26 protein-coding genes and 1 pseudogene are annotated in these 25,954 nt (G+C 64.8%); 7 read left to right on the top strand and 20 right to left on the bottom strand.

The window, feature by feature from the left end; genetic code table 11:
* Window positions 1-82 precede the first annotated feature (82 nt).
* The gene (locus U6115_RS12795) at window positions 83-1,255 is read right to left on the bottom strand and encodes a BaiN/RdsA family NAD(P)/FAD-dependent oxidoreductase (protein ID WP_043572199.1); all 1,173 of its coding nucleotides are present in this window, start codon (window positions 1,253-1,255) and stop codon (window positions 83-85) included.
* A 110-nt stretch (window positions 1,256-1,365) separates the two neighbouring features.
* Here U6115_RS12795 and sodB point away from each other — a divergent pair, with 110 nt between their 5' ends.
* A complete protein-coding gene (sodB, locus tag U6115_RS12790; protein ID WP_043572201.1) occupies window positions 1,366-1,947 on the top strand; it encodes a superoxide dismutase [Fe] in 582 nt (193 codons plus the stop codon).
* Between the two features lie 64 nt (window positions 1,948-2,011).
* On the opposite strand, the gene U6115_RS12785 is transcribed toward sodB, so the two are convergent.
* The 17 genes and pseudogenes from U6115_RS12785 to U6115_RS12710 form a co-directional block, all read right to left on the bottom strand.
* A complete protein-coding gene (locus tag U6115_RS12785; RefSeq protein WP_043572206.1) occupies window positions 2,012-3,211 on the bottom strand; it encodes an EAL domain-containing response regulator in 1,200 nt (399 codons plus the stop codon).
* 3 nt (window positions 3,212-3,214) lie between these two features.
* Window positions 3,215-4,306, bottom strand: coding sequence for a protein-glutamate methylesterase/protein-glutamine glutaminase (locus U6115_RS12780; protein ID WP_043572212.1), 1,092 nt, complete (start codon window positions 4,304-4,306; stop codon window positions 3,215-3,217).
* Window positions 4,303-5,151, bottom strand: a complete 849-nt coding sequence (locus U6115_RS12775; RefSeq protein WP_043572215.1) for a CheR family methyltransferase — start codon at window positions 5,149-5,151, stop codon at window positions 4,303-4,305. Before U6115_RS12775 ends, U6115_RS12780 begins: the two co-directional genes overlap by 4 nt.
* Before the next feature lie 15 nt (window positions 5,152-5,166).
* A complete protein-coding gene (locus U6115_RS12770) occupies window positions 5,167-5,706 on the bottom strand; it encodes a chemotaxis protein CheW (protein ID WP_043572217.1) in 540 nt (179 codons plus the stop codon).
* Between the two features lie 11 nt (window positions 5,707-5,717).
* Window positions 5,718-6,809: a methyl-accepting chemotaxis protein gene (locus U6115_RS12765; RefSeq protein ID WP_230623324.1), complete on the bottom strand. Its 1,092-nt coding sequence runs from the start codon at window positions 6,807-6,809 to the stop codon at window positions 5,718-5,720.
* Between the two features lie 30 nt (window positions 6,810-6,839).
* Window positions 6,840-7,400 (bottom strand): annotated as a pseudogene (locus tag U6115_RS22800) (MCP four helix bundle domain-containing protein); the annotation flags it as partial.
* 45 nt (window positions 7,401-7,445) lie between these two features.
* Window positions 7,446-9,614 carry a chemotaxis protein CheA gene (locus U6115_RS12760; RefSeq protein ID WP_043572223.1) on the bottom strand — a complete coding sequence of 723 codons (2,169 nt, stop codon included), beginning with the start codon at window positions 9,612-9,614 and terminating at the stop codon, window positions 7,446-7,448.
* The gene (locus tag U6115_RS12755) at window positions 9,604-9,936 is read right to left on the bottom strand and encodes an STAS domain-containing protein (RefSeq protein ID WP_052257911.1); all 333 of its coding nucleotides are present in this window, start codon (window positions 9,934-9,936) and stop codon (window positions 9,604-9,606) included. The genes U6115_RS12760 and U6115_RS12755 overlap by 11 nt, the downstream gene beginning before the upstream one ends.
* A 12-nt stretch (window positions 9,937-9,948) precedes the next feature.
* Window positions 9,949-10,317 carry a response regulator gene (locus tag U6115_RS12750; protein ID WP_043572226.1) on the bottom strand — a complete coding sequence of 123 codons (369 nt, stop codon included), beginning with the start codon at window positions 10,315-10,317 and terminating at the stop codon, window positions 9,949-9,951.
* 42 nt (window positions 10,318-10,359) lie between these two features.
* Window positions 10,360-11,511 carry a methyl-accepting chemotaxis protein gene (locus U6115_RS12745; protein ID WP_160310639.1) on the bottom strand — a complete coding sequence of 384 codons (1,152 nt, stop codon included), beginning with the start codon at window positions 11,509-11,511 and terminating at the stop codon, window positions 10,360-10,362.
* Between the two features lie 135 nt (window positions 11,512-11,646).
* A complete protein-coding gene (locus U6115_RS12740; RefSeq protein WP_043572231.1) occupies window positions 11,647-12,390 on the bottom strand; it encodes a substrate-binding periplasmic protein in 744 nt (247 codons plus the stop codon).
* Between the two features lie 106 nt (window positions 12,391-12,496).
* Complete coding sequence (purF, locus tag U6115_RS12735) at window positions 12,497-14,029, bottom strand: amidophosphoribosyltransferase (RefSeq protein ID WP_043572233.1); 1,533 nt, start codon at window positions 14,027-14,029, stop codon at window positions 12,497-12,499.
* 96 nt (window positions 14,030-14,125) lie between these two features.
* Window positions 14,126-14,638, bottom strand: coding sequence for a CvpA family protein (locus U6115_RS12730; RefSeq protein ID WP_043572236.1), 513 nt, complete (start codon window positions 14,636-14,638; stop codon window positions 14,126-14,128).
* Window positions 14,639-14,643: 5 nt separating this feature from the next.
* Window positions 14,644-15,378, bottom strand: coding sequence for an SPOR domain-containing protein (locus tag U6115_RS12725; protein ID WP_043572238.1), 735 nt, complete (start codon window positions 15,376-15,378; stop codon window positions 14,644-14,646).
* 7 nt (window positions 15,379-15,385) lie between these two features.
* Entirely contained in the window at window positions 15,386-16,654 is a 1,269-nt protein-coding gene (gene folC, locus U6115_RS12720; RefSeq protein WP_043572240.1) for a bifunctional tetrahydrofolate synthase/dihydrofolate synthase, read from the bottom strand.
* Window positions 16,651-17,109: a protein YgfX gene (locus U6115_RS12715; protein WP_043572243.1), complete on the bottom strand. Its 459-nt coding sequence runs from the start codon at window positions 17,107-17,109 to the stop codon at window positions 16,651-16,653. Before U6115_RS12715 ends, folC begins: the two co-directional genes overlap by 4 nt.
* Window positions 17,110-17,117: 8 nt before the next feature.
* Entirely contained in the window at window positions 17,118-17,474 is a 357-nt protein-coding gene (locus U6115_RS12710) for a hypothetical protein (RefSeq protein ID WP_043572246.1), read from the bottom strand.
* 143 nt (window positions 17,475-17,617) lie between these two features.
* Between U6115_RS12710 and U6115_RS12705 the strand changes: the two genes are divergently transcribed.
* Together U6115_RS12705 and U6115_RS12700 are read left to right on the top strand one after the other, a co-directional pair.
* Window positions 17,618-19,546 carry an ATP-binding cassette domain-containing protein gene (locus U6115_RS12705; protein WP_043572248.1) on the top strand — a complete coding sequence of 643 codons (1,929 nt, stop codon included), beginning with the start codon at window positions 17,618-17,620 and terminating at the stop codon, window positions 19,544-19,546.
* A 157-nt stretch (window positions 19,547-19,703) separates the two neighbouring features.
* On the top strand, window positions 19,704-20,501 hold the full coding sequence (locus U6115_RS12700; RefSeq protein ID WP_043572250.1) for a substrate-binding periplasmic protein: 798 nt from the start codon (window positions 19,704-19,706) through the stop codon (window positions 20,499-20,501).
* Window positions 20,502-20,505: 4 nt separating this feature from the next.
* On the opposite strand, the gene U6115_RS12695 is transcribed toward U6115_RS12700, so the two are convergent.
* Window positions 20,506-21,498 carry a substrate-binding domain-containing protein gene (locus U6115_RS12695; RefSeq protein ID WP_043572255.1) on the bottom strand — a complete coding sequence of 331 codons (993 nt, stop codon included), beginning with the start codon at window positions 21,496-21,498 and terminating at the stop codon, window positions 20,506-20,508.
* 303 nt (window positions 21,499-21,801) lie between these two features.
* Between U6115_RS12695 and U6115_RS12690 the strand changes: the two genes are divergently transcribed.
* The 4 genes from U6115_RS12690 (at window position 21,802) to U6115_RS12675 (ending at window position 24,760) form a co-directional block, all read left to right on the top strand.
* Window positions 21,802-22,371, top strand: a complete 570-nt coding sequence (locus U6115_RS12690) for a C40 family peptidase (RefSeq protein ID WP_047243179.1) — start codon at window positions 21,802-21,804, stop codon at window positions 22,369-22,371.
* Between the two features lie 287 nt (window positions 22,372-22,658).
* Window positions 22,659-23,489, top strand: a complete 831-nt coding sequence (gene dapF / locus U6115_RS12685) for a diaminopimelate epimerase (protein ID WP_043572258.1) — start codon at window positions 22,659-22,661, stop codon at window positions 23,487-23,489.
* 54 nt (window positions 23,490-23,543) lie between these two features.
* Window positions 23,544-24,194, top strand: a complete 651-nt coding sequence (locus U6115_RS12680; RefSeq protein WP_043572260.1) for a DUF484 family protein — start codon at window positions 23,544-23,546, stop codon at window positions 24,192-24,194.
* Complete coding sequence (locus U6115_RS12675) at window positions 24,191-24,760, top strand: hypothetical protein (protein ID WP_043572262.1); 570 nt, start codon at window positions 24,191-24,193, stop codon at window positions 24,758-24,760. Before U6115_RS12680 ends, U6115_RS12675 begins: the two co-directional genes overlap by 4 nt.
* 84 nt (window positions 24,761-24,844) lie before the next feature.
* Here U6115_RS12675 and U6115_RS12670 read toward each other — a convergent pair whose 3' ends face one another.
* Window positions 24,845-25,792 carry a DMT family transporter gene (locus U6115_RS12670; protein WP_047243180.1) on the bottom strand — a complete coding sequence of 316 codons (948 nt, stop codon included), beginning with the start codon at window positions 25,790-25,792 and terminating at the stop codon, window positions 24,845-24,847.
* Window positions 25,793-25,954: the final 162 nt, after the last annotated feature.

Genomic DNA, 25,954 nt, shown 5'->3' with positions numbered 1-25,954 from the left:
GCCGGATGGCGCCCAAAAGGCAAAAGACGATTCTAACCCGAAACCCGGCCCGGCTCACGCGCTTTGGCCGGGCTGCGGCCTGTCAGCAGTTCATTCCGGCCACGTAGCCGGACGACCAGGCCCACTGGAAATTGTAGCCGCCCAGCCAGCCGGTGACGTCCACCACCTCGCCGATGAAAAACAGGCCGGGCACATCGGCCGCCATCATGGTCTTGGACGACAGGGCCTTGGTGGAAACGCCGCCCAGCGTGACTTCGGCCTTCTTGTAGCCCTGGGTGCCGTTGGGCTTCACCCGCCAGCGGTGCAAGCTCTCCGCCAGCTGTTTGCGCTGCTTAAGCCCCAGGTCCTTCAGCCGCTTGTTGAAGCCCTCGCGGTCCAGCCAGGCCTCGGCGAAGCGCTTGGGCCAATGGAATTCGCCCAGCGCGTTGGAAATCAGCTGCTCGCTGCCCGCCCTTTCCTCCAGCCAGGCTTCTGCATCGGCGTCCGGCAGCAGATTGAGCGTCAGCTCCATGCCGGGCTGCCAGTAAGACGATATCTGCAGGATGGCCGGGCCGGACACGCCCTTGTGGGTGAACAGCACGTTCTCGCGGAACTTGCCCTTGCCGGCGCGCGCCTCGACGTCCAGCGACACCCCCGCCAGCGGCGAAAACGTGTCGGCGTCCTCCACATGGAAGGTCAGCGGCACCAGCGCCGGCGTCAGCGGCGTCAACGGCAAGCCGAACTGCTCGGCCAGCTGATAGCCGAAAGGCGTCGCGCCTATCTGCGGGATGGACAGCCCGCCGGTGGCCACCACCAGAGATTCGGCGCGCAACTCGCCCATCGAGGTTTGCAGCGCGTAGCCCGACTCGACGCGCGCCACCTGCGAGATAGTGGTCTCCATCCGCCGCTCCACGCCGGCCTGCCGGCATTCCTCGTCCAGCATGGCTATAATCCGCTCGCTGCCGTCGTCGCAAAACAACTGGCCCAGCTTCTTTTCGTGATACGCGATGCCATGGCGCTCCACCATGGCGATGAAATCCTGCGGCGTGTATTGCGCTAGCGCCGAGCGGCAGAAATGCGGGTTGTCCGACAAGTAGCAGTCGAACTTGGCGTAAAGGTTGGTGAAGTTGCACCGCCCGCCGCCGGAGATGCGGATTTTTTCCGCCAGTTTGGCGGCATGGTCCAGCAACAGCACCTTGCGGCCGCGCTGGCCGGCGGTGGCGGCGCACATCAAACCGGCCGCGCCGGCGCCGATGACAATCACATCAAATTGCAAATTTCTATCCTTACCATTTCGGTCAACTATTGGCCTGTCCGCGCATCTTCCAGTAAACTGCGCGTAAAGCATCCGCTTATGCGGCTTACTTTCTCAACCAGGAGAGCATAATGGAACACAAACTGCCTGAACTGCCGTACGCGCTGGACGCTCTGGCGCCGCACATTTCCAAGGAAACCCTGGAATTCCACTACGGCAAGCATCACCAGACCTACATCACCAACCTGAACAACCTGATCAAGGGCACCGAGTTCGAGAACGCCTCCCTGGAAGAGATCGTGAAGAAATCCTCCGGCGGCATCTTCAACAACGCCGCTCAGGTTTGGAACCACACCTTCTACTGGTTCGGTCTGGCGCCGAACGCGGGCGGCGAACCGACCGGCGCGCTGGCCGACGCCATCAAGGCCAAGTGGGGTTCGTTCGAGGAATTCAAGAAGGCCTTCACCCAGACCGCCGTCGGCACCTTCGGTTCCGGCTGGGCCTGGCTGGTGAAGAACAGCGACGGCAGCCTGGACCTGGTATCCACCAGCAACGCCGCCACTCCGCTGACCACCGACAAGAAGCCGCTCTTGACCTGTGACGTGTGGGAACACGCGTATTATATCGATTACCGCAACAGCCGCCCGAACTATCTGGACAGCTTCTGGAAGCTGGTGAACTGGGACTTCGCGTCCAAGAACTTCGCCGCCTGATTCCGGCGCGCAAGACCAAAGGGGCTTCGGCCCCTTTTTTATTGTCGGCGGCCAAGCGGGCGGCTCAGCGCTCGGCCATCCACTGCAGGAACATTTCCGCCGACAGCGGACGGCTGCTGTAATACCCCTGCGCCACATCGCAACCCAGCGCCGACAGCTGCCGCCAGTCTTCTTCGTTCTCCACCCCTTCCGCCACCGACGACAGCCGCAGACGCTGGCACATGGCGATGGCCGCGGTGAGAATGGCCAGCTTCTTCGGACTGCTGGATGCGTCGTGGACGAATTCGCGGTCGATTTTCAGTTCGGTGAACGGGCTGCGCGACAGCTGCTTCATCGATGAGTACCCGGTGCCGTAGTCGTCCATCGCCAGGCCGAAGCCATTCAGCCGCAAGCGCGCCAGCGTGCCCAGCGAGGCCGCCAGGTTGGACATCAGCGAGGTTTCCGTCACCTCCACCACGATGGCATGGCAGGTCAGTCCGCATGACTGCACGATGCAGGTCATTTCATCCACCAGATTGGCGTCGTTGAGCAGCGGAACCGGCAGATTGATCGACGCGTGCAGATCCGGCTGCACGGCGAGAAAACGGTTCAACTCCAGGCAAACCTGGCGCAAGAACTGGTAAAAGAAGCGCAGCGCCAGCGGCCCCTGTTCCAGGTGATGGACGAACACCGCCGGCTGCAGCACGCCGAACTGCGGGTGCTCCCAGCGCACTAGCGCCTCCATCCCGAACAGACGTCCGTCGCCTATCGAGATCTTGGGTTGAAAATAGGGGACCAGCTGCCCCAGGCCCAGCGCCAGCGCTACCTCTTCCTGGCTGAGCTTGAGATTGCTGATGACGGCGCCGGACAGGTGCCAGTCCGGGTCGCAGCCGTCCAGCACCCGCCGCACTTCCGCCAGGCTCAGCGGCTTGGGAAACACCGCCAGCAGGTCCAGCTCGGACGCGTCCACCACCCCCTGCACCGTATCCAGCACGTCGCGCGGCACGCCGCTCATCACCGCGACGAACTTCACCTTGCCCTTGCAGGTCTTGGCGATGCTCTCCAGCAGCTTGACGCCGTCCATGCCGGGCATGTTGAGGTCAGTCACCACCAGGTCCACCGACGCCAGCACAGCCAATTGTCCCAGCGCGTCCAGTCCGTTCTCCGCCTCGTGCACCACGGCAAAACCAAACTCGCGCAACAGTCCGGCTGCCACCATGCGCTGGCTGGGGGAGTCGTCCACCACCATCGCGCTGCGGCCCAGCCATTTTTCCAGATGCGTCATGGTTCAACCCCTGATTCCGGCCAAGGTGTGGGTAATGCGCTCCAGCGACATCACCTCGTTCACCCCGCCGTGGCTGATGGCCTCGTTAGGCATGCCGAACACCACGCAGGACTCCTCGTCCTGCGCCAGCGTCCGCGCGCCCGCGTCGTGCATCTCGCGCATGCCTCGCGCGCCGTCGTCGCCCATGCCGGTCATGATCACCCCCACCGCATTCTTGCCTGCGCTCACCGCCACCGAGCGGAACAACACATCCACCGACGGCCGGTGGCGCGACACCAGCGGGCCGTCCTTGACCTCGGCCATGTATTGCGCGCCGCTGCGCTTGATCAGCAGATGCTTGCCGCCGGGGGCGATCAGCGCCACGCCGGAAATCAGCCGGTCGCCGCTTCTCGCCTCCCTCACCTCCACCTTGCATAGCCGGTTGAGGCGATCGGCGAAAGACGCGGTGAACTTCTCAGGCATGTGCTGCACCACCGCCACGCCGGGGCAGGTGGCGGGCAGCCTGGGCAGCAGATATTCCAGCGCCTGGGTGCCGCCGGTGGAGGTACCAATGGCGATGATCTTCTCGGTGGCGTGGTATTTCTCCAGGCCCGATGGCGCGTCCAGCACCACATCGGCGGTAAGCTTGGGCGCCGGGCCTTGCTCGCCGCCCCTGGGATTGGCCGCGCTGCTGGCGATGCGCTTGAACACGCCCATCCGCGCGCCGGCGGCGTCGCGCACTTCCTGGATCAGTTCCTTGGCCGCCTCCTGCAGAAAGGATTTCAAATTGATGGTGGGCTTGGTGATGATGGCCACCGCGCCGGCCGACATCGCGTCCAGCGTGATGCGGGCGCCTTTTTCGGTCAACGACGAGCAGATGATGACCGGCGTCGGCCGCTCCTCCATGATTTTGCGCAGGAAAGTCAGGCCGTCCATCCGCGGCATCTCGATGTCCAGCAGGATCACGTCCGGCCAGCGCAGCTTCATCCGGTTCATCGCGAAGATGGGGTCGGGCGACGCGCCTATCACCTCGATGTCCGGCGCGGTGGCCAGCATCTGCCCCAGCACTTCGCGCACTACGGCGGAATCATCCACGATCAGGACGGCGATGCTCATTTCCCTCCTCCTCTCATCCGCGAGGCATCCAGCCGGTAGCGGGACGGTTCCTCCTGGACCAGCGGCAGCGCCAGCTTATGCAGCGATTCGGAATGCCCGATCAGCAGATGGCCGCCCTGCTTCATCCGGGTGCACAGATTGGACAGCACGCTCAGCTTGGTCGTCTCATTGAAGTAAATCAGAACATTGCGCAAAAAGACAATATCGAATTCGCCATGGTGGAACTTGTCGCAATGCAGCAGGTTGAGATTGGCGAAATCCACCCGCCGCGCCAGTTCCGGCGCCACCTTGACCATGCCTTCGTATTCATCGTGGCCGCGCAGAAAATATTTCTGCCAGAAATGCGGCGGCGTGCGGCGGGCGCGCTCTATCGGATACACCGCGCGCTTGGCGGCGGCCAGCACCTTGGTGTTGATGTCGGTGGCGTAGATCTTCCAGTTGCCGCTCAAACCCAGCGCCTCGGCCAGCACCATGGCGATGGTGTAGGGCTCTTCGCCGGTGGAACAGGCCGCCGACCACACTCTGAGCATGCCCGGCCGGATATCGCGCAGATGCTGCGCTTCCCGTTCCAGCCAGTGGAAATGCTGGGGCTCGCGGAAAAAATAGGTTTCGTTGGTGGACAGCAGGTTGATCGCCCGCTGGCGCTCGGCATGCGCGCTTGGGCTGCGCAGCAGCTGCCAGTAGGCCGAGTAGCTGGCCAGCCCCAAGTGGCGGATGCGTTTGGACAGCCGCGACTGCACCAGCGAGCGCTTGCCCGGCGGCAGGTCTATCCCCGCCTCGCGGAAAATGAACTGGCGGAAAAAGGCGAATTCCTCATCGCTTAGCACCGGGTCACGATTCAGCACGCGCCGCTCCCGCCCTCAGGCCACCTCGGCATCGTCGTTGAAGTGCTGCTGGGCGACCGACTCCGCCATCGCGCTCAACTCCGTCACCGACAGCGCCTGCTGCACATTCAGCAGAATGGCGAAGCGCTCGTTGATGGTGGCGATGCCCTGGATGAAATCGCCGCGTATGCTGACGCCGAAGGTCGGCGATGGGTCGATGTCGGTCTCCGGTATCTCCAGCACTTCGCACACCGCGTCCAGCAGGATGCCCACCTCGTTGTAGCCGTTGTCCAGCCCCGGCAGCGACAGAATGGCGACGCAGGTGGACGGTTTCAGCTCGGTCAGGCCGCGGCCGAAGCGGATCGACAGGTCTATCACCGGCACCACCGAGCCGCGCAGATTGATGATGCCGCGCACGAAGCTCGGCATCATCGGCACATGGGTGATGCCGTCCAGCTCGATGATCTCGCGGATGAAGTTGATCTGGATGCCGAACAAATCCTCGCCCAGGATGAAGGTGACGCAATGGAACTTGCCGCTGCCATGCGCGGCGCCCGGATTAGCGCGCTCGGTCATGTTGGTTCTCCTCAGTATTTGGAAAACTTGTCGTCGTCCACGCCTTCGTCGAAATCATCGTCGTCCGCCTGCATCGAGTGCGGCGGCGCCGAGGCCGTTTTGCGCGCGCCGCCGGCGCCATGGCCGCTCATGTGCAGCGATATGCCCTTGCGCGCGTGGCGGCTGCTGCGCAGCTTGAACTGCTGCATCAGGTCCTGCAGCTGCATCGCCGCCGAACTGAGCTCTTCCGAGGTGGAGCTCAGTTCCTCCGCCGACGACGCCGACGACTGCATGCCGGTGCTGATCTGCGAAACCGCGGTGTTGATCTGGTCGATGCCGGTGCGCTGCTCGCGCGAAGCGGCCGATATTTCCTGCACCAAGGTGGCGGTCTGGTCTATCCCCGGCAGCATTTCCTGCAGCAGCACCCCGGCGCGCTCCGCCACGCTGACCGAGCGCCCGGCCAGGTCGCCGATTTCCTTGGCCGCCACTTGCGAGCGTTCGGCCAGCTTGCGCACTTCCACCGCCACGGTGGCGAAGCCCTTGCCGTGTTCGCCGGCGCGGGCCGCTTCGATCGCCGCGTTGATCGCCAGCAGGTCGGTTTTGTTGGCGATGTCGTTGATCACGGTGATGCGCGAGGCGATTTCCTTCATTGCGTGCACCATGTCGCCCACCGCCTTGCCGCTTTCGGTGGCGCTGTCGGCCGACTTCGACGCGATGCCCTCGGTGACGCGGGCGTTATCGGCGTTCTGGGTGACGGTGGATGCCATCTCCTCCACCGACGCGCTGGTTTCCTCCACGCTGGAGGCCAGTTCCGACGCCGTCTGCGCCAGCGAGCTGGCGGTGGACGACACCTGTTCCGACGCCGCGCCTATCGACTCGGACATCGAGCTGACCTCGGCCAACGTGTCCGACAAGCGGTGCGCCATGCCTTTGATCGAGTACAACAGGCTGCTGCTGTCGTTGCCGTTCAGCTTGATCGGCACCGACAGGTCGCCGTCGGCCACCCGCGCCACCACCTGCATCGCGTAGGATGGATCGCCGCCCAGCTGGCGCAGGATGCTGCGCGTCACCAGCAGGGACAGCGCGCCGCAAATGAGCAATGAAATGATCGAAAGGGTGATCACCACTCGCGTTGTGGAGGCATATGTCTCCTGACCCAATGTATGCGTCTTTTCAGCGACTCTCTCATTCACTTCTTTCACGAGCGTCAGTGATTGCTCGACAATATCAAAAGCGGGTCGCGCCTTGCTTCTCACAATCTCCATTGCCCGTTTGCGCCCTTCCCCCGTGCCTGGGTCTTCATAAGCCAGCTTCATGGCTTCCTTGCTTGCGCTCAAATAAATAGGCCATTGCGTCTGCCAGCGCCTATTGGCATCAGCTTCTTCTGGCTCCATGGTCGAGCCTAGTTCCAACTTCATCTGCTGGAACAACTCCTTGTCATATTGATCCATGTGCGCCGCGGCATCATCCATTTTGGCCTTGTCGGTTTCTGCCAGATATCGATAAAGCGCTCGGTTGTGCGTCATCGCCGCGACTCTGGCGTTGCTGATGCCGATCAGTGGGCTGAACTGATTGGTGAATAAATCCTCGAGACCCGCATTCACTCTTGCGCTGGCTTGGTAACCGACGATACCCATCGTCAACAACAACGCCAGAAGCACGCCGAAACTAAGCAGCAGCTTGGTCCTGACTTGCAGGTTGTGAAACCAGTTCATGACAGACCTCTCTCCTGAAATTGTCAAAATTAGAACATTCAAGCTCTAATCCCAGTGCGTCGCCGCTTCCGTGCCCTGTTTTATCAACCGGCGTTCGCGCCGGCAGGCGTGATGGATCAACTGCGGAATGTCCAGCACCAGCGCCGGCTTGCCGTTGCCCAGGATGGTGGAGCCGCTGATGCCGCGCAGCGATTTGAAGATCTCGCCCAAGGGCTTGATCACCGCCTGCACTTCACCCATCAGCCGGTCCACCACGATGCCGGCGCGGTGCTCGCCGTAATGGACGATCACGATGTATTCCGGCTGGCCCGATGGCGGCAGGCCGAACAGCTCGCGCAGGGAGACGAAGGGCAGCCAGTCGCCGCGCAGGTTAACCTGGCGCGCGCGCTGGCTCATCGCGCCGGGCGGCATGTCCACGCATTCGATCATCATGTCCAGCGGCATCACCAGCGCCGATTCGTTCACTTCCACCCGGAAGCCGTCGATGATGGCCAGCGTCAGCGGCAGCCGCAGCCGGAAGGTGGAGCCCAGCCCCGGCTGCGACTGAATCTCTATCTCGCCGCGCAGCGATTCGATATTGCGCTTCACCACGTCCATGCCGACGCCTCGGCCGGACAGGTCGCTCACCGCTTCGGCGGTGGAAAAGCCGGGCAGGAAGATCAGCTGCAGGGTTTCCTGGTCGCTCAGAACCCGGCCCTCGGCGACCAGGCCGCGCTCCACTGCCTTGGCCAGCACCTTTTCGCGGTTGATGCCGCCGCCGTCGTCCTTCACCTCCACCACCACCGAGCCGGCGTCGTGGTAGGCATTCAGCGTGACAGTGCCCTCTGCCGGCTTGCCGGCGGCCAGGCGCTTGTCCGCCGACTCCAGGCCGTGGTCCACCGCGTTGCGGACGATGTGCATCAGCGGGTCGGTCAGCTTTTCCACCATCGATTTGTCGATTTCGGTGTCGCCGCCCTTGATTTCCAGGTGGATGGTCTTGCCCAGCTGCTTGGACACTTCGCGCACCATGCGCGGGAAGCGGCTGAAGATTTCGTCCACCGGCACCATGCGCAGGGTCAGCGCGTCGTCGCGTATGCTTTCCACCAGGGTGTTGATCACCGCCACCGATTCCAGCAGCTCGGCATCGCCGCGCGCCTGGGCGATCAGCTTGGTGCCGGACGAGGCGATCACCAGCTCGCCCACCCGGTTGATCAACCGGTCCAGCTTGCCAGCCTCGATGCGGATGTATTGGCCGTCGCCGCGGCCGGGCTTGCTTGGCGCGCCGCCGGCCGGCTGCGCGGCCGTTGACGCCGGCGCGGGGCCTTCCAGAACTGCGGCGGTTTCGGATTCGGGCTCGGGCTGCCCCAGGTCGCCGCGCTCAATGCGGGCGGCTTCGGCCTCGGTCAGCGCTCCCCGCCTGAGCCAGCGCGCCAACTGCTCGTCCAGCGGCTCGCCCAGGCGTTCCGCCAAGGCCAGGAAATCCGCCAGCGAGGCGTGCGGCGGCAGGATGCCGATCAGGCTGTCCTCGGCGATGAATTCGAAGGTGCCCGCGATGCGCTCCGGGCTCTCCGCCGACTCCAGGCTGAGATCCAGGCCCATGAAGCACTCGGTGGCGTCGAACAGCGGCAGCGGCGGCCAATTGCGCCACACCGGCTCCGCCTGCAGCACGGTGCCGCATCCGGCCAGATAGCGCAGAAAGGACAGCGGATCGAAGCCGTGGCGGAAGGTGTCGGCGTGGAAGCGCAGCGACAGCTGCCAATAAGGCGTCTGCGTCGCGACGGACTCGCTGGCGGCCGCTGCGGGCGGCGCAGCGCCCTCCGCCTGCGCGTCGGTTTCGACCGCCTCGCCGTCCTGATAGCGCCGCAGGCTGAGCAGCAGCGGCTCGCCTTCGGGCAGATCCTGGCGCGCCATATCGTCGCTGACCGAGGCGCTGTCCAGCAGCCGGCGCAAATGGTCATTGCAGGACAGCAGCAGGCCGATCAGGTCGTCGCTCAGCGCCACCTGTCCCGAACGCAGCCTTTCCAGCACGTTTTCCACCACGTGGGCGAAGCGGACCAAGGCGTCCAGGCCGAAAATGCCGGCCGACCCCTTGATGGTATGCGCGGTGCGGAACAGCAGGTTGTAGGTTTCGGCATTGGGCGGATAGGCCACCGGGTCGAGCAGCGCCGTTTCCAGCCCGTCGCACAGCTCGCGCGATTCCTCGAAGAATACCGCCTTGGCCTTGCTAAGATCCATGCTCCCCCTCCCCCGCCCCTTCCATCCGCGCGGCGTCTGTTTCGGCGGCGAAACCAAGCCAATTGCCCACCTCGTCCACCAGCGCGTTGCTGCCGGCAATGGAGACATCGCGTTCCATCCGCCGCGCCTCGGCCAACAGCACGCACAGCAACTGGGCGCCGCAGCCGTCCAGCTCCGTCACCGTGGACAGATCAATCCGCACGCTTGGATGATTGAGCAGGCCAAGCAGCTCATCCTGCAGCGTCTCGACGGTGAAGATGGTCAATTCGCCGTCGATTGCGGCCCGCATCGCCTCGCCATCCTGCGTCACTTGAATCGGCATGATGGTTTCGGCTTATGGCTGGATCAGCTTGGACACCGCGTCCAGCAGCTTGAGCGGGTCGAAAGGCTTGACGATCCAGGCTTTGGCCCCGGCCTCCTTGCCCTGCATCTTCTTGTCGTCGCTGCCTTCGGTGGTCAGCATGATCACCGGCAGGAAACGGGTGGCGGCGCCTTCCTTCAGCCGCTTGAGCAAGGTGATGCCGTCCATGCCGGGCATATTGACGTCGGAGATGATCAGATTGACGCGAACGCCGTTCAGCTTGGCCAGCGCGTCGTTGCCGTCGCAAGCCTCTATCACCTCGTAGCCGGCCCCCTTCAGCGCGATGCTCACCGTGGCGCGGATGCTGGCCGCGTCGTCGACTATCAGGATGGATTTGCCCATTGACACCTCCGGGTGGCGGACAGCCCCGCTGTCCTGGTCGGATCAGAAAAAGTCCACGTCGCCTTGCGAGGCCTGCGCCTTGGCGCCGGCGCCCTGATGCAGCGCCGCCTGCTCCAGCGTGGTATAGGTCGACTCCAGCCGCTTCATCCATTCCTGGCTGCTGATGGCGGGCGGCTCGCAGCCGGTTTTGCGCGCCTCGCGCGTCTGGCGCAGGTGCTCAAGCATGCGCTCCAGGTCGCTGGCGACATGCTGGATGATCTGGCTGACCCGGTCCTGGTATTGCAGCGCGACCAGCGAGGCGTTCAGTTCGCGCTCCACCTGCGAGCCGTCGCTCTGCATTTTCTGGTTGATTTCGGCCAGCCGGCCGGCGGCGGCGCTGAAGTCCTGCACCGAGGCGTCCAGCAAGCCCAGCGCGCCATTGCCCTTGTCAGCATCCTGGGCGCCCAGGCTGGTGGTGGATTGCCGGGTCTGCTCCAGCGCGGCGTTGATGGTTTCCACCTTTTCCGACATCTTGATGCCGGTTTGCGCCGATTGCTGCGACAGCTTGCGCACCTCGTCGGCCACCACCGCGAAGCCGCGGCCGAATTCGCCGACGCGCGCGGCTTCGATGCTGGCGTTCAGCGCCAGCAGATTGGTCTGATTGGAGATATTGCCCACTTCTTCGGCCATGGCGCGCAGCTCCACGGAAAAAGTGGTGAGCTTGGACACTTCGTCTATCAGCAACTGGCGATGGCTGACGATTTCCGACAGCACGTGGGAAATTTCCCGGCTGCGCATGCCGGCGTCGCTCACCATCTTATCCAGGCTGTCGGCGCCGATATCGGTGGCGGCCGAGCGCGAAGCCTCGATGGTGGCATGCAGGCTGCCTGCGATGGCGCTCAAGGTGGCGGCCACTTGGTTGCTGCCGGAGGTGGACTGCTCCAGCACCAGTTGCAGATTGCCCATCCAGCGTTGTATCACCGCCTCCAGCAAGGCGAGATTCTCATCGGCAGGCCCCTGGCCGGCATGGCTGGCAGAGGCAGGCTCCTCTCGCGGCGAAATGGGAGACTCCTGCTTGCCCGCCAGCAAGCAAGCCGCCGCGCCGCCGCTGCCGGCCATCAGCCAGCCCAGCCAGGGCGACAGCCAAACCAGCGCCAGCGCCGCCAGCGCGCAAAGTATGAGGTAGGCGATCAGAAAACGATTGCGGTTTGGCATGCTGGCCATGCTCCCGACTGTATTGTGAATCGCGCGCGACAGCCCTCGGCCGATCGTGTGCCGCCGCTTCTGGCGGAAATTCGCCATCGGCTGACGCGCTAGATCGTTTCACTTAAGATGTCGGCGTTGACGGTGTCAAGGCGCGGCGCTCAGGCGCGCGTAGCTGCCGTCCCGCTTCATCGCCGCCAGCGCGGCGTCGAAACGCTGGCGCAGCCCGGCGAGGCTGCGCTTGCGCGCGAAAGCCATATAGCTGGGAATGGCCTCCAGCGGCGGCGACAGTTCGCGCACCAGGGCCTCCTCGTGGCGACGGCGCAAGATATCGCGCGCGCCCAGCCGGTTGCTGACCAGGATGTCGAAGCGCTGCGCCAGCAGCATGTCCATGTTCTGCTCGCCGCTGGCGGCGACTTCGCCCACTTTGATCTGGCCGCTCTTCACCGCCTGGTCGAAAACCACGCCATAGCTGACGGCGCGCACCACGCCGAAACGGTAAGCGGACAACGCATCCAGGCGACCGCCGGACGAAATGGGCGAATCCTTGCGCACGAACAGCGACACCTCCTGCTGCGCCAGCGTCTCATTGGAATAATCGAGCAGCGCTTCCCGTTCCGGCGTGCGGTACAGCGTGAAGATGGCGTCGGCGCGTCCGTCCGTCACCATGGCGATGGAGCGCCCCCAGGGGTAGACGCTGATATGGACCGCCAGATTCAGTCTGCGGAAAGCCTCGCGCACCAGATCGGCCGCGAACCCCTTCACCTCGCCGTTTTCCTGATACTGGTACGGCGGGTACTGCAGCGTGACCAGCTCCAGCGCCGGGGCGGCGCGCGCCGGCGTCCCGCAGCACAATGCGAACAGCAAGCCCGCCAGCGCGATTCTCGACATTGGCCCTTTCCCAAAAGACAGCGGCCGAAGCCCGCTCCCGGCCGGGAGAGCGCTTCGGCCGCCCATGGCGGGGATCCCCCACCGAGGTATAGCCCAATGGCGAGGGTCAGATCAGGTTCTGCTCCGCCACGTTCAGGTTCAGGTCTATCATTTGCTCGCTGCCCGCCTGGTCCTGCTGCTTCAGGTCCAGCCGCGCGCATTCGATGGCGTCCAGATAGGCGGCGGTGATGTCGCCGGTGATGTATTCGCCGTCGAAGCAGGAGCTTTCGAAGTCGTGCAGCTCGCGATTGGCGCTGCGCACCGCGTCCTTCAAGGCTTCTAGGTCCTGGTAGATCACCGCGTCGGCGCCGATTTCGCGGGCGATCTCCGCCTCGTCGCGGCCGGTGGCCAGCAGCTCGGCGCGGGTGGGCATGTCGATGCCGTAGACGTTGGGGAAGCGCACCGCCGGCGCGGCCGAGGCGAAGTACACCTTCCTGGCGCCGGAATCGCGCGCCATCTGCACGATTTCCTTGGAGGTGGTGCCGCGCACGATGGAGTCATCCACCAGCAGCACGTTGCGGCCGGCGAATTCCAGCGGCACCGGGTTCAGCTTCTGGCGCACCGACTTCTTGCGCACCGCCTGGCCGGGCATGATGAAGGTGCGGCCGATGTAGCGGTTCTTGATGAAGCCCTCGCGATACGGCAGGCCCAACGCGTTGGCCAGCTGCAACGCGCTCTGGCGGCTGGAGTCGGGAATCGGGATCACCACGTCGATGTCCAGCTCCGGCAGGTCGCGGCGGATCTTCTCCGCCAGCGTCTCGCCCATGTTCAGCCGCGACTGGTACACCGACACGCCGTCTATCACCGAGTCCGGGCGGGCGAAATACACGTACTCGAACAGGCAGGGCGCGTGGCGGGTGTGCTTGGCGCAGGGGCGGGAGTGGAATTCGCCGTCGAAGCTGATGAACACGCCCTCGCCCGGCTGCACGTCGCGCAGCAGCGTGAAGCCGGAGCAGTCCAGCGCCACCGACTCGGACGCCAGCATGTATTCGGTCTTGGGCAGGCTGTCGTTGACGCCTATCACCAGCGGGCGGATGCCGTTGGGGTCGCGGAAGGCCACCAGGCCGTAGCCGGCGATCATCGCCACCACCGCGTAGGCGCCTCGCACCCGGCGGTGCACCGCCTCGATGGCGCCGAACACCGCGTCCACGCTCAGGTCGTGGCCCTTGACCCGCTGCGCCAGCTCATGCGCGAACACGTTCAGCAGCACTTCCGAATCGGAGTTGGTGTTGATGTGGCGCAGGTCGTGGCGGAACATGTCCGCTTTCAGCTCTTCGGTATTGGTCAGGTTGCCGTTATGCGCCAGCACGATGCCGAACGGCGAATTGACGTAGAACGGCTGCGCCTCGGCCAGGCAGGAGGCCGAACCCGCAGTCGGATAGCGCACGTGGGCGATGCCTGCCGCGCCCAGCAGCGAGCGCATATTGCGGGTGCGGAACACGTCCCGCACCATGCCGCTGCCCTTGTGCATGTGAAAGGTCTTGCCATTGGCGGTCACGATGCCGGCAGCGTCCTGCCCGCGATGCTGCAGCACCTGCAGGCCATCGTACAGCAGCTGATTGACCGGGGATTGACCGACCACGCCTAGAATTCCACACATCTTTAAGCTCTCTTCCCAACTACCTGAAAACAGACAAGACAAAGAAAAAGGCGGAATCTTGAAGTGAAGATATCAAGAGATTCCGCCTTATTCACCTTAACTATCCGGCGCCTGGCCGGTGGTGTAGTGGAGGTTGTCCGCCAGTATCGGCGGCAACCATGGCCTTAATGACAAGGCCAATGATTCGAATGGCACCGAGAGCACCGCATTCCTCCACATCGGTTTCTGCGGCAAACTGCTCAAGCCGCCTATCAATACCAGCGCCGTCACCAGCACCACGCCGCGGGCGAAGCCGAACACGCCGCCCAGCAGGCGGTTGATCAGGCCCAGGCCCACGCTGTCCAGCAAACCGGTGAGGGTGACGCGCAGCAGCGCGCTGGCCAGCCACACCAGGAAAAACACCAGCACGAAGCCGGCCACCAGCCGAATGCCCTCGCCGGGCAGGCTTTCCGGCAGAAAGCCCGCCGCCAGCGGCGAAAACTGCTTGGCGCACCAGAAGGCGATCAGCCAGGAGCCCAGCGACAGCACTTCGGCGATCAGCCCGCGCATCAGCGCCACCAGCACCGAGCCGCCGATGACGGCAATAGCGATATAGTCGAACACAGTCATGGCGGCTACTTGTTAATGATGATGCCGTTGATGCCGGACTTCGCCAGCTTCTGCAGCGTGCTCTGCGCTTCCGCCTGGCTCGCGAACGGGCCGACGCGCACGCGGGTCACTTCGCCCTTGCTGGTTTCCACCTTGGAGAAGTGGGCGCTGACGCCTATGCCGGACAATTTGGCGCGCAGCGCGTCCACTTTGGCCGGGTCGGACAGCGCCGCCAGCTGGATGATGGATTTGCCGTGAGTTTCGGCCTTGGCCGGGCGCGGCTCGGGATCGAAGCGGCCTTCCAGAATGGCGGCCGGGTCGGCCTTGCGCGGCTTGCTCTCCGCTTTGGGCTCGGTCTTGGGCTTGGCTTCGGCCTTCGCTTCCCTAGGCTTGGGCTCCGCCGCCTGGGCGACGGCCGGCTTCGCCGGCGCCGCTTGGGGCTTCACTGTTTCTTTTTCCGCCGGCAGCGGCGCGGTGATGGTGGACAGATTGGCCGGCAGCTCGGTGGCCGGCGCAGCCGCCGCTTCGGCCGCCGAGCCCGACGCGGCATGCTTGCTCCCCAGCGGCGCCGAGGCAGGCACCGGGGCGGAGGCCGCGCCCATGATTTCAATCGATTCGGGCTTCATCTGCTGTTCCGGCAGATGGCCCACTACATTCCACAGTACGACGGTGGCAATCGAAACCAGCACCAGCGCGCCGACCAGACGGCGGCGGGCGCGCTTGCGCAGCAGTATCAGTTCATCGTGGCTGGACAGTGCCATGCATTCCTCAAACCGGGTGACGCCGGGCTTCCATCACCTCGGCGACGGTGTGGAAAGATCCGAAAACGACGATTCTATCATTGTCGCCGGCCCGAGATAAGGCGGCAGACCACGCATCCGCCACAGAGCCGAAGCTTTCGACATTGGCGAGACCCGACTGGCGCAGCGCCGCGGCGATGGTTTCGCCGCTTTGGCCGCGCGGCATGTCCAGCCCCGCCGTCAGCCAGTGGTCGAATTCGCCGCGCGCCAATTCCGCCACCGCGGCCAGATCCTTGTCCGCCAGCATGGAGAACACCGCGTAGCGGGTTTCCGCGTAAGGCAGCTGCCGCAGCGCCGCCAGCATCGCCTTGACCGCGTGCGGATTGTGGCCGACATCCAGCACCACCGCCGGCCGCCCCGGCAGCACCTGGAAACGCCCGGGCCACTCCACCTCCACCAGGCCCTGCTTGATCGCGCCGATGCCCACCGGCAGCGTCTCCTTCAGCGCATCCAGCGCCGCCAGCGCCGCGCAGGCGTTTACCATCTGGTAAGCCCCGCGCAAGGCGGGGATGGGCAGCGCGTGGCGCTGATGGCCGCCGCAGCGGAACGACCATTGATTGTCTATGCGGGTAAAGCCGAAGTCGCGGTCGTACAGCTTGAGATCGGCGCCGATGGCGGCGGCATGGTCCAGCAGCCGCTGCGGCGGATTGGGGTCGGCGCAGATGGCGGGCTTGCCCGCCCGGTAGATGCCAGCCTTCTCGAAGCCGATGTCCTCGCGGTTGTTTCCCAGTATCGCCTGGTGGTCCAGGTCGACGCTGACCACCACGGATACGGCAGGCTCGAAGATATTGACCGCATCCAGGCGGCCGCCCAGCCCCACTTCCAGGATGATCACATCCACCTTCTCGGCGATGAAGCTATGCACCGCCGCCAGCGTGCCGAATTCGAAATACGTCAGCGAAGTCTCGCCGCGGGCGGCGTCTATCGCCGCGAAGCTGGCGACGATGCGCTCGTCGCTGGCCGGCTGCAGATTGATGGCGATGCGCTCGTTGTAGCGCAAGATGTGCGGCGAAGTGTAAGTGCCCACCTTGAATCCCGCGGCGCGGAATATGCTGGACAGCATCGCGCAGGTAGAACCCTTGCCGTTGGTGCCGGCCACCATGATCACCGGGCAATTCGGCGCAAGATCCATGGCCTGGCGCACCTTTTCCACCCGGGCGAGCCCCATGTCGACGGCGCTGAGGTGCAGCCCTTCCTGCCAGCGCAGCCAGTCGTCCAGTGTCTTTCTTGCGGTCATGGTGTGGTTTCCGTTGTATCTGATGGCTGCGGCGGATGGAACCACAGCAGGTATACCCTGAGCTGGCGGCGCGATTCGGCATCGGCCGAGTCCGGCCACAGCATCAGGCTGACGCGGCGGCCCTCCAGCCGCAGGTTGAGCACCGTCAGCAGCGGCGTGACGAAGCAATCGTCCAGCACCTGCGCCTCCCGGCTCTCGGCGGCCGCGCATAGGCTGAGGCGGCCCTGGGGGTCAACCTCCAGCCGCTGCCAGGCGCCGTTCCGCCGCCAGCCTCCGGCGCGCAGGGCGCGCCAGGCGAAATAGCCCGCCGCCGGCAGGCTGAGCAGATAAGCCGGCGGCAGATAGCGCGACAGCAGCAGCGCGTAGGCCAGCCAGCTCGCCAGCACCAGCGCCAGCCACAGCTGCGACGGCCGCATGGCGACGGCGAACGGTTGCAGCAGCGGCCGGTCTCGCATGCCGGGTGTTACAGGTCGTTGGCCGGGTGGTTGGTGATGTCGGCGTCGACGCTGTCCATCACCATCGAATGGATCTCCACGTCGAACCATTCCCAGAAAGCCTTCAGCGACAGGTCTTTCGGCCATTTCGCCTCGTCCTCGTCCCAGGAGGCGAGCTCCATCTTGAACAGCTGCTCGCTGATTTCGTCGATATGGGCGACGCCCTCTTCCGGCTCGACGAATTCCGGCAGCAGGATGGCGGTGCAGTCGCTGCGCAGGCTGTCCAGCGTCAGATCGATCATGTCGGTGTCCGGCAGCTGGTTCAGCCAGTCCAGGAACGGTTGCTTGGGTTTGATGACGGCGACGGCGCGATCGACGAAGTACATGGTGCGGCCTTTCTGGGCAAAACGATTTGGCGCGCATTGTATCAGTCCGCCCGCGGCTAGGCGACCCGTTTGCCTGCAGGGTTTGCCGCCGCATGCCCGTGTTACACTATGCGCCGTTTTTCCTTATCGCTAGACACATAAACATGGCCCTCATCACCGTCGAGAAAGCTTGCCTGGCTTTCGGACACCACGCGCTGCTGGACAATGTCGACTTTTCGCTGGAGCCCGGCGAAGTCATCGGCCTGATCGGCCGCAACGGCGCCGGCAAATCCTCCTTGCTCAAGGGCATCGCCGGCGCAGTGCAGCTGGACGACGGCCGCATCAACATCAAAGGCGACGTCAAGGTGGCCTATGTGCCGCAGGAGCCGGAATTCAACCTTGAGCATACCGTGTTCGAGGCGGTGGCCGAAGGCCTGGGCGACCTGAAGGCGCTGCTCACCGACTACCACCACATCACCCACCAGCTGACGCAGGCGGACGCCGACCACGAACAGGCGCTGGCGCGGATGGAAAGCATCCAGCAGCAACTGGAAGCGCGAGACGGCTGGCAGTTCGACGCGCTGATCAGCTCGGTGCTCAGCCACCTGGACTTGAATCCCGACGTGCGCATCGGCGCGCTGTCCGGTGGCTGGAAAAAGCGGGTGGCGCTGGCGCGCGCGCTGGCGTCCAAGCCCGACGTGCTGCTGCTGGACGAGCCGACCAACCACCTGGATGTGGCCGCCATCGAATGGCTGGAGGGCCTGATCAAGAACTTCGCCGGCAGCGTGCTCTTGATCACCCACGACCGCCGCTTCCTCGACAACGTCGCCAGCCGCATCGTCGAGCTGGACCGCGGCCTGCTGCGCAGCTATCCGGGCAGTTTCAGCGCCTACCAGACGCGCAAGGCCGAAGAGATGGCGGTAGAAGAAGAGCAGAACCGCATCTTCGACAAATTCCACGCCCAGGAAGAAGTGTGGATACGCAAGGGCATCGAGGCGCGCCGCACCCGCAACGAAGGCCGCGTGCGCCGGCTGGAGGCCATCCGCCGCGAACGCTCCTCGCGCCGCGAGCGCGTGGGCCAGGTGAATTTCCAGCTGGACGCCGGCGAGCGCTCCGGCAAGCTGGTGGCCGAACTGGAGCATGTCAGCAAGGGCTTCGGCGATAAACAGCTGATCCGCGATTTCACCAGCCGCATCCTGCGCGGCGACAAGATCGGCCTGATCGGGCCGAACGGCGCCGGCAAGACCACGTTGCTGAAGCTGATCCTGGGCGAGCTGCAGCCCGACGCCGGCGTGGTGAAACAGGGCTCCAAACTGGAGATCGCCTATTTCGACCAGTTCCGCGAACAGCTGGACGAAGACATGAGCGTGGCCGATGTCATCAGCCAGGGCAACGACTTCGTCGAGATCGGCGGCGCCAAAAAGCACGTGATGAGCTATCTGGAAGACTTCCTGTTCTCGCCGCAGCGCGCCAGAAGCCCGGTGAAGTCGCTGTCCGGCGGCGAGCGCAACCGCCTGCTGTTGGCGCGCCTGTTCACCCGCCCCGCCAATGTGCTGGTGCTGGACGAGCCGACCAACGACCTGGACATCGACACGCTGGAGTTGCTGGAAGACGTGATCGCCCAGTACTCCGGCACCGTGTTCCTGGTCAGCCACGACCGCGCCTTCCTCGACAACGTCGTCACCCAGGTGATCGCCTTCGAAGGCTCGGGCCGGCTGGAAGAATACCCGGGCGGCTATCAGGACTGGCAGGACACCCGCCAGCGCATGGCGGCGCTGGGCGCGGCGGACAAGCCCAAGGAAGCCGCGCCGGCCGCTGCCGCCGCGCCGGCGCGCCAGGACAAGCCCAAGGCCGCGCGCGGCAAGCTGTCCTACAACGAGGGACGCGAACTGGCGGCCTTGCCTGACCAGATCAGCGCGCTGGAGGCGGAACAGGCCGAGCTGAACCAGCGCCTGCTCGACCCGAACTGCTACCGCGACACCCCGCGCGAAGCCGTGGCCTGGCAGCAGCGCATCGAGGAAATCGACGAGCTGCTGCTGGAGAAGCTGGCGCGCTGGGAAGAGCTGGAAGCCGCGCAGCAACGCACGCGCTGAGTCCGCCGCCTTTGCCGCGCGCCGGCGCATGAACTACACAAGTAGAAGACTGCAATACCGGACGCCGGCCGGCACGGGAGCGGACAGCGCTTTTCCCTGCCGCGCTGACGCGCGCTGTCGCCGCGGCGAAGCGGCTTTACCATCGGGGACAAGGCGGATGGGGTTCACACTCGCGGGCTGGCAAGGCAGGCGCGTCCGGGCTTGGCGCCTGGCCGCGTGGCTGGCGCTTGCCGCCGCCGCCGCGCATGGCGCGCCGTTGCGCGCTTGCGCCTCCGACATCGACTTCCCACCCTTCGTGCTGACCTCCGGCTTCGCCGAAGGCGCGCAAAGCACCGGCCTCGCCATCAATGTGCTGCAGCGGGCGCTGCGGCGCGCCGGCCGCGAACCGGCAGTGGTGGAGCGGCTGCCCTGGCGCCGCTGCCGGGAGACGGTGGCCTACGGCCAGCGCGACATCGCCATCGGCGTGCCGACCCGGGAGCTGGACCCGCGGCGCTTCCGCGCCACCCAGGCTTTCGCTTCCGTCCACCTGCTCTATTTCTATTCGGCCAAACGCCATCCCGAAGCCGCGCCGCTGCGCACGCTGGCCGACCTCAGGCGCTACACCGTCTGCGGGCTGCTGGGCAGCCGCCTCGACGCTTTCGGCATCGCGCCCGAGCATCAGGACACCGGCTCGAAAAACGAGCGCAGCGCCATCGTCAAAGTCATCGAAGGCCGCTGCGACCTGTTCATCGAAGTCAGCGAAGTGATAGACAGCCTGTCCGCGCACGACGCGGAGCTGCGCGACTTGTTCAACGCTTCCGCCATCCGCCGCGCCGCCTTGCCCGGCAACACGCCCACCGGCCTGCATTTCGAATTCAGCCGCGCGCTGAAGGACGCCCCGGCGCTGCAGCGCTCGTTCGACGCCACCATCCAGGACCTGATCCGCAACGGCGAAATGACGCGGATGACGCCCTAGCCGCTCACTTGCCCGCCCTGCCGAACACCGTCCGCGCCGCGATCGGCATCAACTGGTCTACGTTGCGGCCGGTGGCCACCAGGATGGGCACCAGAATTTCCTTCGCCGGCTGGTGGCCGCGTAGCGAGGACAGCAGCGCCCCGGCGGCGGCGCTGCCCATCAGATAAGGCTGCTGCATGCCGACCGCGATCAAGTCGCCGCTTTTCAGCAGACGCGCGACCTCTGGCATCGCGTCGAACGAAACCAGCAGCACCTGCCCGCTCTTGCCGGCCTCGCGTATCGCCCGCATCGCCCCCTCCACCGGCTGATCGGTTTCGATGAAAAATCCGCGCATCTTCGGCCTCGCCGCGAGAATCTCCCTGACATAGCGGTAACTTTCCTCGGCCGAGTAGTCCTTCATCTGCCGCAACGCGGCTTCGGACGCGAAGCCGGCATCCTTCATCGCGTCGCGGAAGCCGTCGGTGCGGTCCTGGCCGTTTTTGCGCGTCAGCTCTATCGTGATCATGCCGTAGCTGGCGCCAGTCCAGCCGCGCGATTTCAGCGCCGCCGCCAACTCTGAGCCGACATCGTAAGCGCCGCGGTAATTGTCCGACTTGACGAAGCTGACGTAGTCGCCGCCATTGCTGCCGATATCGGCGATGGCGATGGGAGTGTTGGCCTTTTTCGCCAGCCTCAGCGCGTCTTCCGCCGATTTGCTGTTGGTCGGCGAAATCACGATGCCCGCCGCCCGCCGCTCTATCGCCTGGCGCACATTCGCCAGCTGCGCATCCGCGCTGAGCTTGCTGTCCAGCATCGAAAACGTGTATCCGCCGGATTCGGCCGCGGCCCTGACGCCCTTGCCGACCGTGTCCCAGAACGGCAGATCGGCCTTGGCGGCGATGTAGACGATTTCCGCCGCCATCGCCGGCGCCGCCGCCAGGCCAATGGACAAGGCCAGGGCCGCCAGCTTGGCCAGCCAGGCGGAGCCACGCGCGCATCTTGTTGCTTTGCCACTCATCTCGATTCTCCCCGAACCCTGCCATATCTCCATTCTAGTTTGCCCGGCGCGCTCGGCAGCGTTGATGCGGCGCTTCAGGCCATGGGCATCGCCCAGTCACAGGTCATCGCAATTTGCCGCCAGGATTTACATAGGCTTAACGGCGGGCCGGCGGACTCGCGCTATACTTTCGGCAAAGCGTTGGTCCTGGCTCCCCCGCGGAACAGTCAAGACACGCCAGCCATGCCCGTTCATGCGGCCGCGCCGCCAGATCGCGCAGAAATCGCCAAGCGCCGCATGAACCTGACAGGAGTCCAAGCCTCGATGAAAGAAGATTTACCGATCGAAACCGGCCCAAGCCGCCGCCGTTTGCTGCAGAGCGCGGCATTGGCCGGCCTCGCCGCCCTGCTCGCCGCCTGCGGCACCACCCCGCCGCAGAAAACCAGCCAGCGCCCGCCCTACCGCCCCGGCAAACCCGGAGGCGATGTCTCGCTCTCCAATCTGCAGGCGGATGGCAACGGCCGTGAAATCCTGCTGTACACCATAGGCTTGCTGGATGGCGGTTACCAGTTCGGCGGCAATAACCCGGAAGCCGGCCTCGACTGCAGCGGCATGGTCAGCTACATCTATCAAAACGCCGTCGGCATCAAGCTGCCGCATAACGCCGCCAAGATCGCCGGCCTCGCCCGGCCCATCCCGGACAGCCAGATGCAGGTCGGCGACCTGGTGTTCTTCAACACCATGAGCCGCCCGTTTTCGCATATGGGCATCTTCATCGGCGACGGCAAGTTCGTCCATGCGCCGCGCACCAACAGCACCATACGCGTGGCCCGTCTGGACAATGTCTACTTCGCGCCCCGCTACGAAGGCGCCCGCACCGTATTGCGCACCTGAATCTGGCCGCCATTCGGCCCGGGATGCAAAACGTGGCGCTGTCGGGAACAATCGCCCTCCCTGCCGCGTATATCCTGCTGGGAGCGAGACATCATTACCGCTCCTCCGCCCGCCCTGTCATGCCTCATGCATGGGCAGCGCCAGTCCTGGCTTCTCTCTCCCGGAGCGCCAGGACGACGCGCTACGCCAGCCGTGGGCGCTGCCCCAGAGCGATCCGGCGCCCGCAGATGTAAGCCCGGAATGGCTGTGATAAGCTGCCGCATCCACAATGCATTCCGCGACCCGCAATGAAACTGAAATTCAGCAAGATGCACGGCCTGGGCAACGACTTCATGGTCATCGATGGCGTCAGGCAGGCCGTGGCGCTCACGCCGGAGCGCATCCGCCAACTAGGCGATCGTCAGATGGGCATAGGCTTTGATCAGCTGCTGCTGGTGGAGGCCCCGCGCGAGGTCGGCCATGATTTCCGTTACCGCATCTTCAACAACGACGGCGGCGAGGTCGAGCAATGCGGCAACGGCTCGCGCTGCTTCGTCAAATTCGTCTGCGACGAGGGGTTGAGCGACAAGTCCGGGATCGCGGTGGAAACCGCGCGCGGCGTGATCCGCCCCGAATATCTGGGCGACGGCATGGCCCGGGTGGACATGGGCGTGCCCCGCTTCGCGCCCGTAGACATCCCCTTCATCGCCGAACAGGAAGCGCTGAGCTATCCGCTTGAGCTGGAAGACGGCCCATGCGTCGTCAGCGTCGCCTCGATGGGCAACCCCCACGCCGTGCAGCTGGTGGATGACGTGGACACCGCCCCGGTGGCGGCCATCGGCCCGCAAGTGGAAAGCCACCCGCGCTTCCCCGAGCGCGTCAATGCCGGCTTCATGCAGATCGTCTCGCGCGGCGAGGTCCGCCTGCGCGTCTACGAGCGCGGCGCCGGCGAAACCCTGGCCTGCGGCACCGGCGCCTGCGCCGCGGTGGTGAGCGGCATCCGCCTGGGCCTGCTGGACGCGCGCGTGCTGGTCCACGCCCGCGGCGGCGACATGGTGATCGAATGGGCCGGCGCTGGCTGCCCGGTGATCATGACCGGCCCCGCCGTCACGGTTTTTCAGGGCGAGATAGAACTTTAACGCCCTTAGAGACACCAACCCCACTAGCCGCATCATTTCGAAAGGACAAGGCAGATGCACAGCGAACAGGTTCTGGCTTTTCTCGATGAACACCCCGACTTCCTGCAGCAGCATGCCGCTCGCCTCAACCTGCAGGCCGCGCCGCAGAACGGCGAACGGGTGGTGTCCTTTGTCGAGCGCCAGTTGCTGGAGCTCAAGGACCAGAATCGCCAACTGGAAGCGCAGCTGCAGCAGCTGGTCGAGCGCGCGCAGACCAACGAGCGCACTGTCGCCCGGCTGCACCGCCTGACGCTGGGCCTGCTGGCCAGCCGCGAGCTGAAGCCGCAAATCGAGGCGCTCAAGCGCAGCCTGCACCAGGAGTTTCAGCTGGACCGCGTCGCGCTGAGGCTGTGGCACCCGGCGGCGGAAAGCGAGGCCGGGCATTACAACGCGCAGAACGACGTGCAAGGGCTGGCGCGCAATCTCACCACGCCCTACTGCGGCCCCTATGTCAACGACGAGTTGATGAGCTGGTTCCCCGCCACCCCCGTGCTGCAGTCATTCGCCCAGGTTGCGCTGCGCGGATCGGACGGCCAGGCTTTCGGCCTGCTGGTGCTCGCCAGCGACGATGCGCAGCGCTTCACCTTCGACATGCATACCCAGTACCTGAGCCAGATCGGCGAAGTCCTGTCCGCCGCCCTGCTGGGCGCGCTGGAGGCTAAATGACGGCAACGCCGGTCGGAGTATCGCTGCTGCTGGTCGTGCTGCTGTTCTTCCTGCATGCCTCATGGCGGCTGATCGTCAGCCGCAGCGGCAGCGCCATCGCCTGCTTTCTGGCCGCTTACGTGATGCTGGCGGCCCTGCTGAACTGCCACCCCGAGCCTATCTCGCTGACCCCGCTGCTGCTGCCCTTCATCTACGCCTATGCTTGGCTGGGCATCGCCGCGGCGCTGTGGGCGGCGGTGATGATGCGGGTGACGCGCAAGGCGCTGCTGTTTCCAGGGCAAGACAAACGGCTGGCCGCGCTGTTCTCCAGCCAGCTGGCTTTGCATGTCGGCGTGTTTGGTCTGTCGCCGTGGCTGGATTGGCGGCCGCTGGCCGCTTACGCGATGGCGCCGCCGCTGCTGGCCTTCGTCAGCTATTTCGCCTATCGCGCGCAGCTGTTGGCCATGCGCCGGCGGGAGGATTGCGGCGCGCCTTGGGTATCCTGGGGCGCCATGTGCCTGTTGTTGCCGTTGATCCTGATGTGGCTGGCGCAATGGCTGACTCCCGCCATCCTGGATCTAACCTGATCTGCCCCATGCCCCTGGGCATGAGAAAGCGGCGCCGAAAATCGGCGCCGCTTGCGTTTGGATTCCTTTCCCGGCGCCGCGCGTTCAGGTTTGCGGCTCTTGCCGTCGCACCGTAGCTTGCGTGTCCGTGGCCGCCCGGCTGCGGGTGAGCGAACTGAGCGCGATGCCGCTGAAGATCGCAGCCAGGCCGGCAGCGTGGTACCAGTGCAGCTCCTCGCCCAAAAACCAGATCGATTGCAGCGCGCCGAAGGCCGGCATCAGATACAGGAAACTGGCCGCCTTTGCCGTGCCCACCATGCCGATGGCGCGGTTGTACATCAGATAGGCGGCGACCGACGGCAGCACGCCCAGATAAATCAGGCTGGCCAGCCCGGGGCCGTCCAGCGCCGGCAGCCCCCGCCCGGCGGCCTCCGCGGCGAACAAGGGCAGCAACAGCATCTCGCCCACCGCCAGCAGCACGCTCATCAGCACCAGCGAGTCTATGCCCGGCTTGAGTTTGCGCAGGCCCAGCGTGTAAATCGCCCAGCTCAGGCCGCCGGCCAGCACCAGCAGGTCGCCGCCGCCGAAATGGAAGCTGGACAAGGCTGCCGGATCGCCCCTCAGCACGATCAGCAAGGCGCCGGACAGCGCCACCGCCATGCCGCCCCACTGGCGGCGGCTCAGCCGCTGGCGAAAATACAGCGAACCCAGCAGCAGCACCATCACCGGCGTCGCGCTGTTGAGGATCACGGCGTTGGTGGCTGATGTGGTCTGCACCGCCCAATAGACGAAGGTATTGGTCAGGCCTATGCCGAAAACGCCCAGCAGCAACAGCAAAGGCCACTGCGCGCGCAGCTTCGCCAAATTGCCGCGCAAACGCGGCAGCGCGAACGGCAGCAGGCAGCACAGCGCGATGCCCCAACGCGAGAAGGCCAGCGTGAACGGGCCGACCTGGCTATGCAGCGCGCGGGCGATGACGAAATTGGTGGACCACATCAACATGGTCAGCACCAGCAGGAGATAGGCGTTGCGGGAGGTGGAGCGGGCAGACATGGCAAGCTTTTGAATGAAAGTGCGCCATTTTAAAACATGTCAATGATTTATTATGCTCAATGTTGTTTATTTATTAAAATAAACAACCATTTTAAAGTAAATAAATGGATTAATTTTCCAGTAAATTCGCAAATCACGACTTATACAACCTAAGCAAGGCAG

The organism is Chromobacterium subtsugae (genome assembly GCF_035919665.1).
In the GTDB taxonomy this organism is placed as follows: Bacteria; Pseudomonadota; Gammaproteobacteria; order Burkholderiales; family Chromobacteriaceae; genus Chromobacterium; species Chromobacterium subtsugae.
Note: the sequence above shows the minus strand (reverse complement) of the source record. Positions and strands in the feature narration are given on the sequence as shown.

Bases quoted from the DNA above. Each gene is read 5' to 3' on its own strand.
- sodB (WP_043572201.1), top strand. From the start codon at position 1,366: ATGGAACACAAACTGCCTGAACTGCCGTACGCGCTGGACGCTCTGGCG.
- U6115_RS12785 (WP_043572206.1), bottom strand. From the start codon at position 3,211: ATGACGCATCTGGAAAAATGGCTGGGCCGCAGCGCGATGGTGGTGGAC.
- U6115_RS12780 (WP_043572212.1), bottom strand. From the start codon at position 4,306: ATGAGCATCGCCGTCCTGATCGTGGATGATTCCGCCGTAGTGCGCGAA.
- U6115_RS12770 (WP_043572217.1), bottom strand. From the start codon at position 5,706: ATGACCGAGCGCGCTAATCCGGGCGCCGCGCATGGCAGCGGCAAGTTC.
- U6115_RS12760 (WP_043572223.1), bottom strand. From the start codon at position 9,614: ATGGATCTTAGCAAGGCCAAGGCGGTATTCTTCGAGGAATCGCGCGAG.
- U6115_RS12755 (WP_052257911.1), bottom strand. From the start codon at position 9,936: ATGCCGATTCAAGTGACGCAGGATGGCGAGGCGATGCGGGCCGCAATC.
- U6115_RS12750 (WP_043572226.1), bottom strand. From the start codon at position 10,317: ATGGGCAAATCCATCCTGATAGTCGACGACGCGGCCAGCATCCGCGCC.
- U6115_RS12745 (WP_160310639.1), bottom strand. From the start codon at position 11,511: ATGCCAAACCGCAATCGTTTTCTGATCGCCTACCTCATACTTTGCGCG.
- U6115_RS12740 (WP_043572231.1), bottom strand. From the start codon at position 12,390: ATGTCGAGAATCGCGCTGGCGGGCTTGCTGTTCGCATTGTGCTGCGGG.
- purF (WP_043572233.1), bottom strand. From the start codon at position 14,029: ATGTGTGGAATTCTAGGCGTGGTCGGTCAATCCCCGGTCAATCAGCTG.
- U6115_RS12730 (WP_043572236.1), bottom strand. From the start codon at position 14,638: ATGACTGTGTTCGACTATATCGCTATTGCCGTCATCGGCGGCTCGGTG.
- U6115_RS12725 (WP_043572238.1), bottom strand. From the start codon at position 15,378: ATGGCACTGTCCAGCCACGATGAACTGATACTGCTGCGCAAGCGCGCC.
- folC (WP_043572240.1), bottom strand. From the start codon at position 16,654: ATGACCGCAAGAAAGACACTGGACGACTGGCTGCGCTGGCAGGAAGGG.
- U6115_RS12715 (WP_043572243.1), bottom strand. From the start codon at position 17,109: ATGCGAGACCGGCCGCTGCTGCAACCGTTCGCCGTCGCCATGCGGCCG.
- U6115_RS12710 (WP_043572246.1), bottom strand. From the start codon at position 17,474: ATGTACTTCGTCGATCGCGCCGTCGCCGTCATCAAACCCAAGCAACCG.
- U6115_RS12705 (WP_043572248.1), top strand. From the start codon at position 17,618: ATGGCCCTCATCACCGTCGAGAAAGCTTGCCTGGCTTTCGGACACCAC.
- U6115_RS12700 (WP_043572250.1), top strand. From the start codon at position 19,704: ATGGGGTTCACACTCGCGGGCTGGCAAGGCAGGCGCGTCCGGGCTTGG.
- U6115_RS12695 (WP_043572255.1), bottom strand. From the start codon at position 21,498: ATGAGTGGCAAAGCAACAAGATGCGCGCGTGGCTCCGCCTGGCTGGCC.
- U6115_RS12690 (WP_047243179.1), top strand. From the start codon at position 21,802: ATGAAAGAAGATTTACCGATCGAAACCGGCCCAAGCCGCCGCCGTTTG.
- dapF (WP_043572258.1), top strand. From the start codon at position 22,659: ATGAAACTGAAATTCAGCAAGATGCACGGCCTGGGCAACGACTTCATG.
- U6115_RS12680 (WP_043572260.1), top strand. From the start codon at position 23,544: ATGCACAGCGAACAGGTTCTGGCTTTTCTCGATGAACACCCCGACTTC.
- U6115_RS12675 (WP_043572262.1), top strand. From the start codon at position 24,191: ATGACGGCAACGCCGGTCGGAGTATCGCTGCTGCTGGTCGTGCTGCTG.
- U6115_RS12670 (WP_047243180.1), bottom strand. From the start codon at position 25,792: ATGTCTGCCCGCTCCACCTCCCGCAACGCCTATCTCCTGCTGGTGCTG.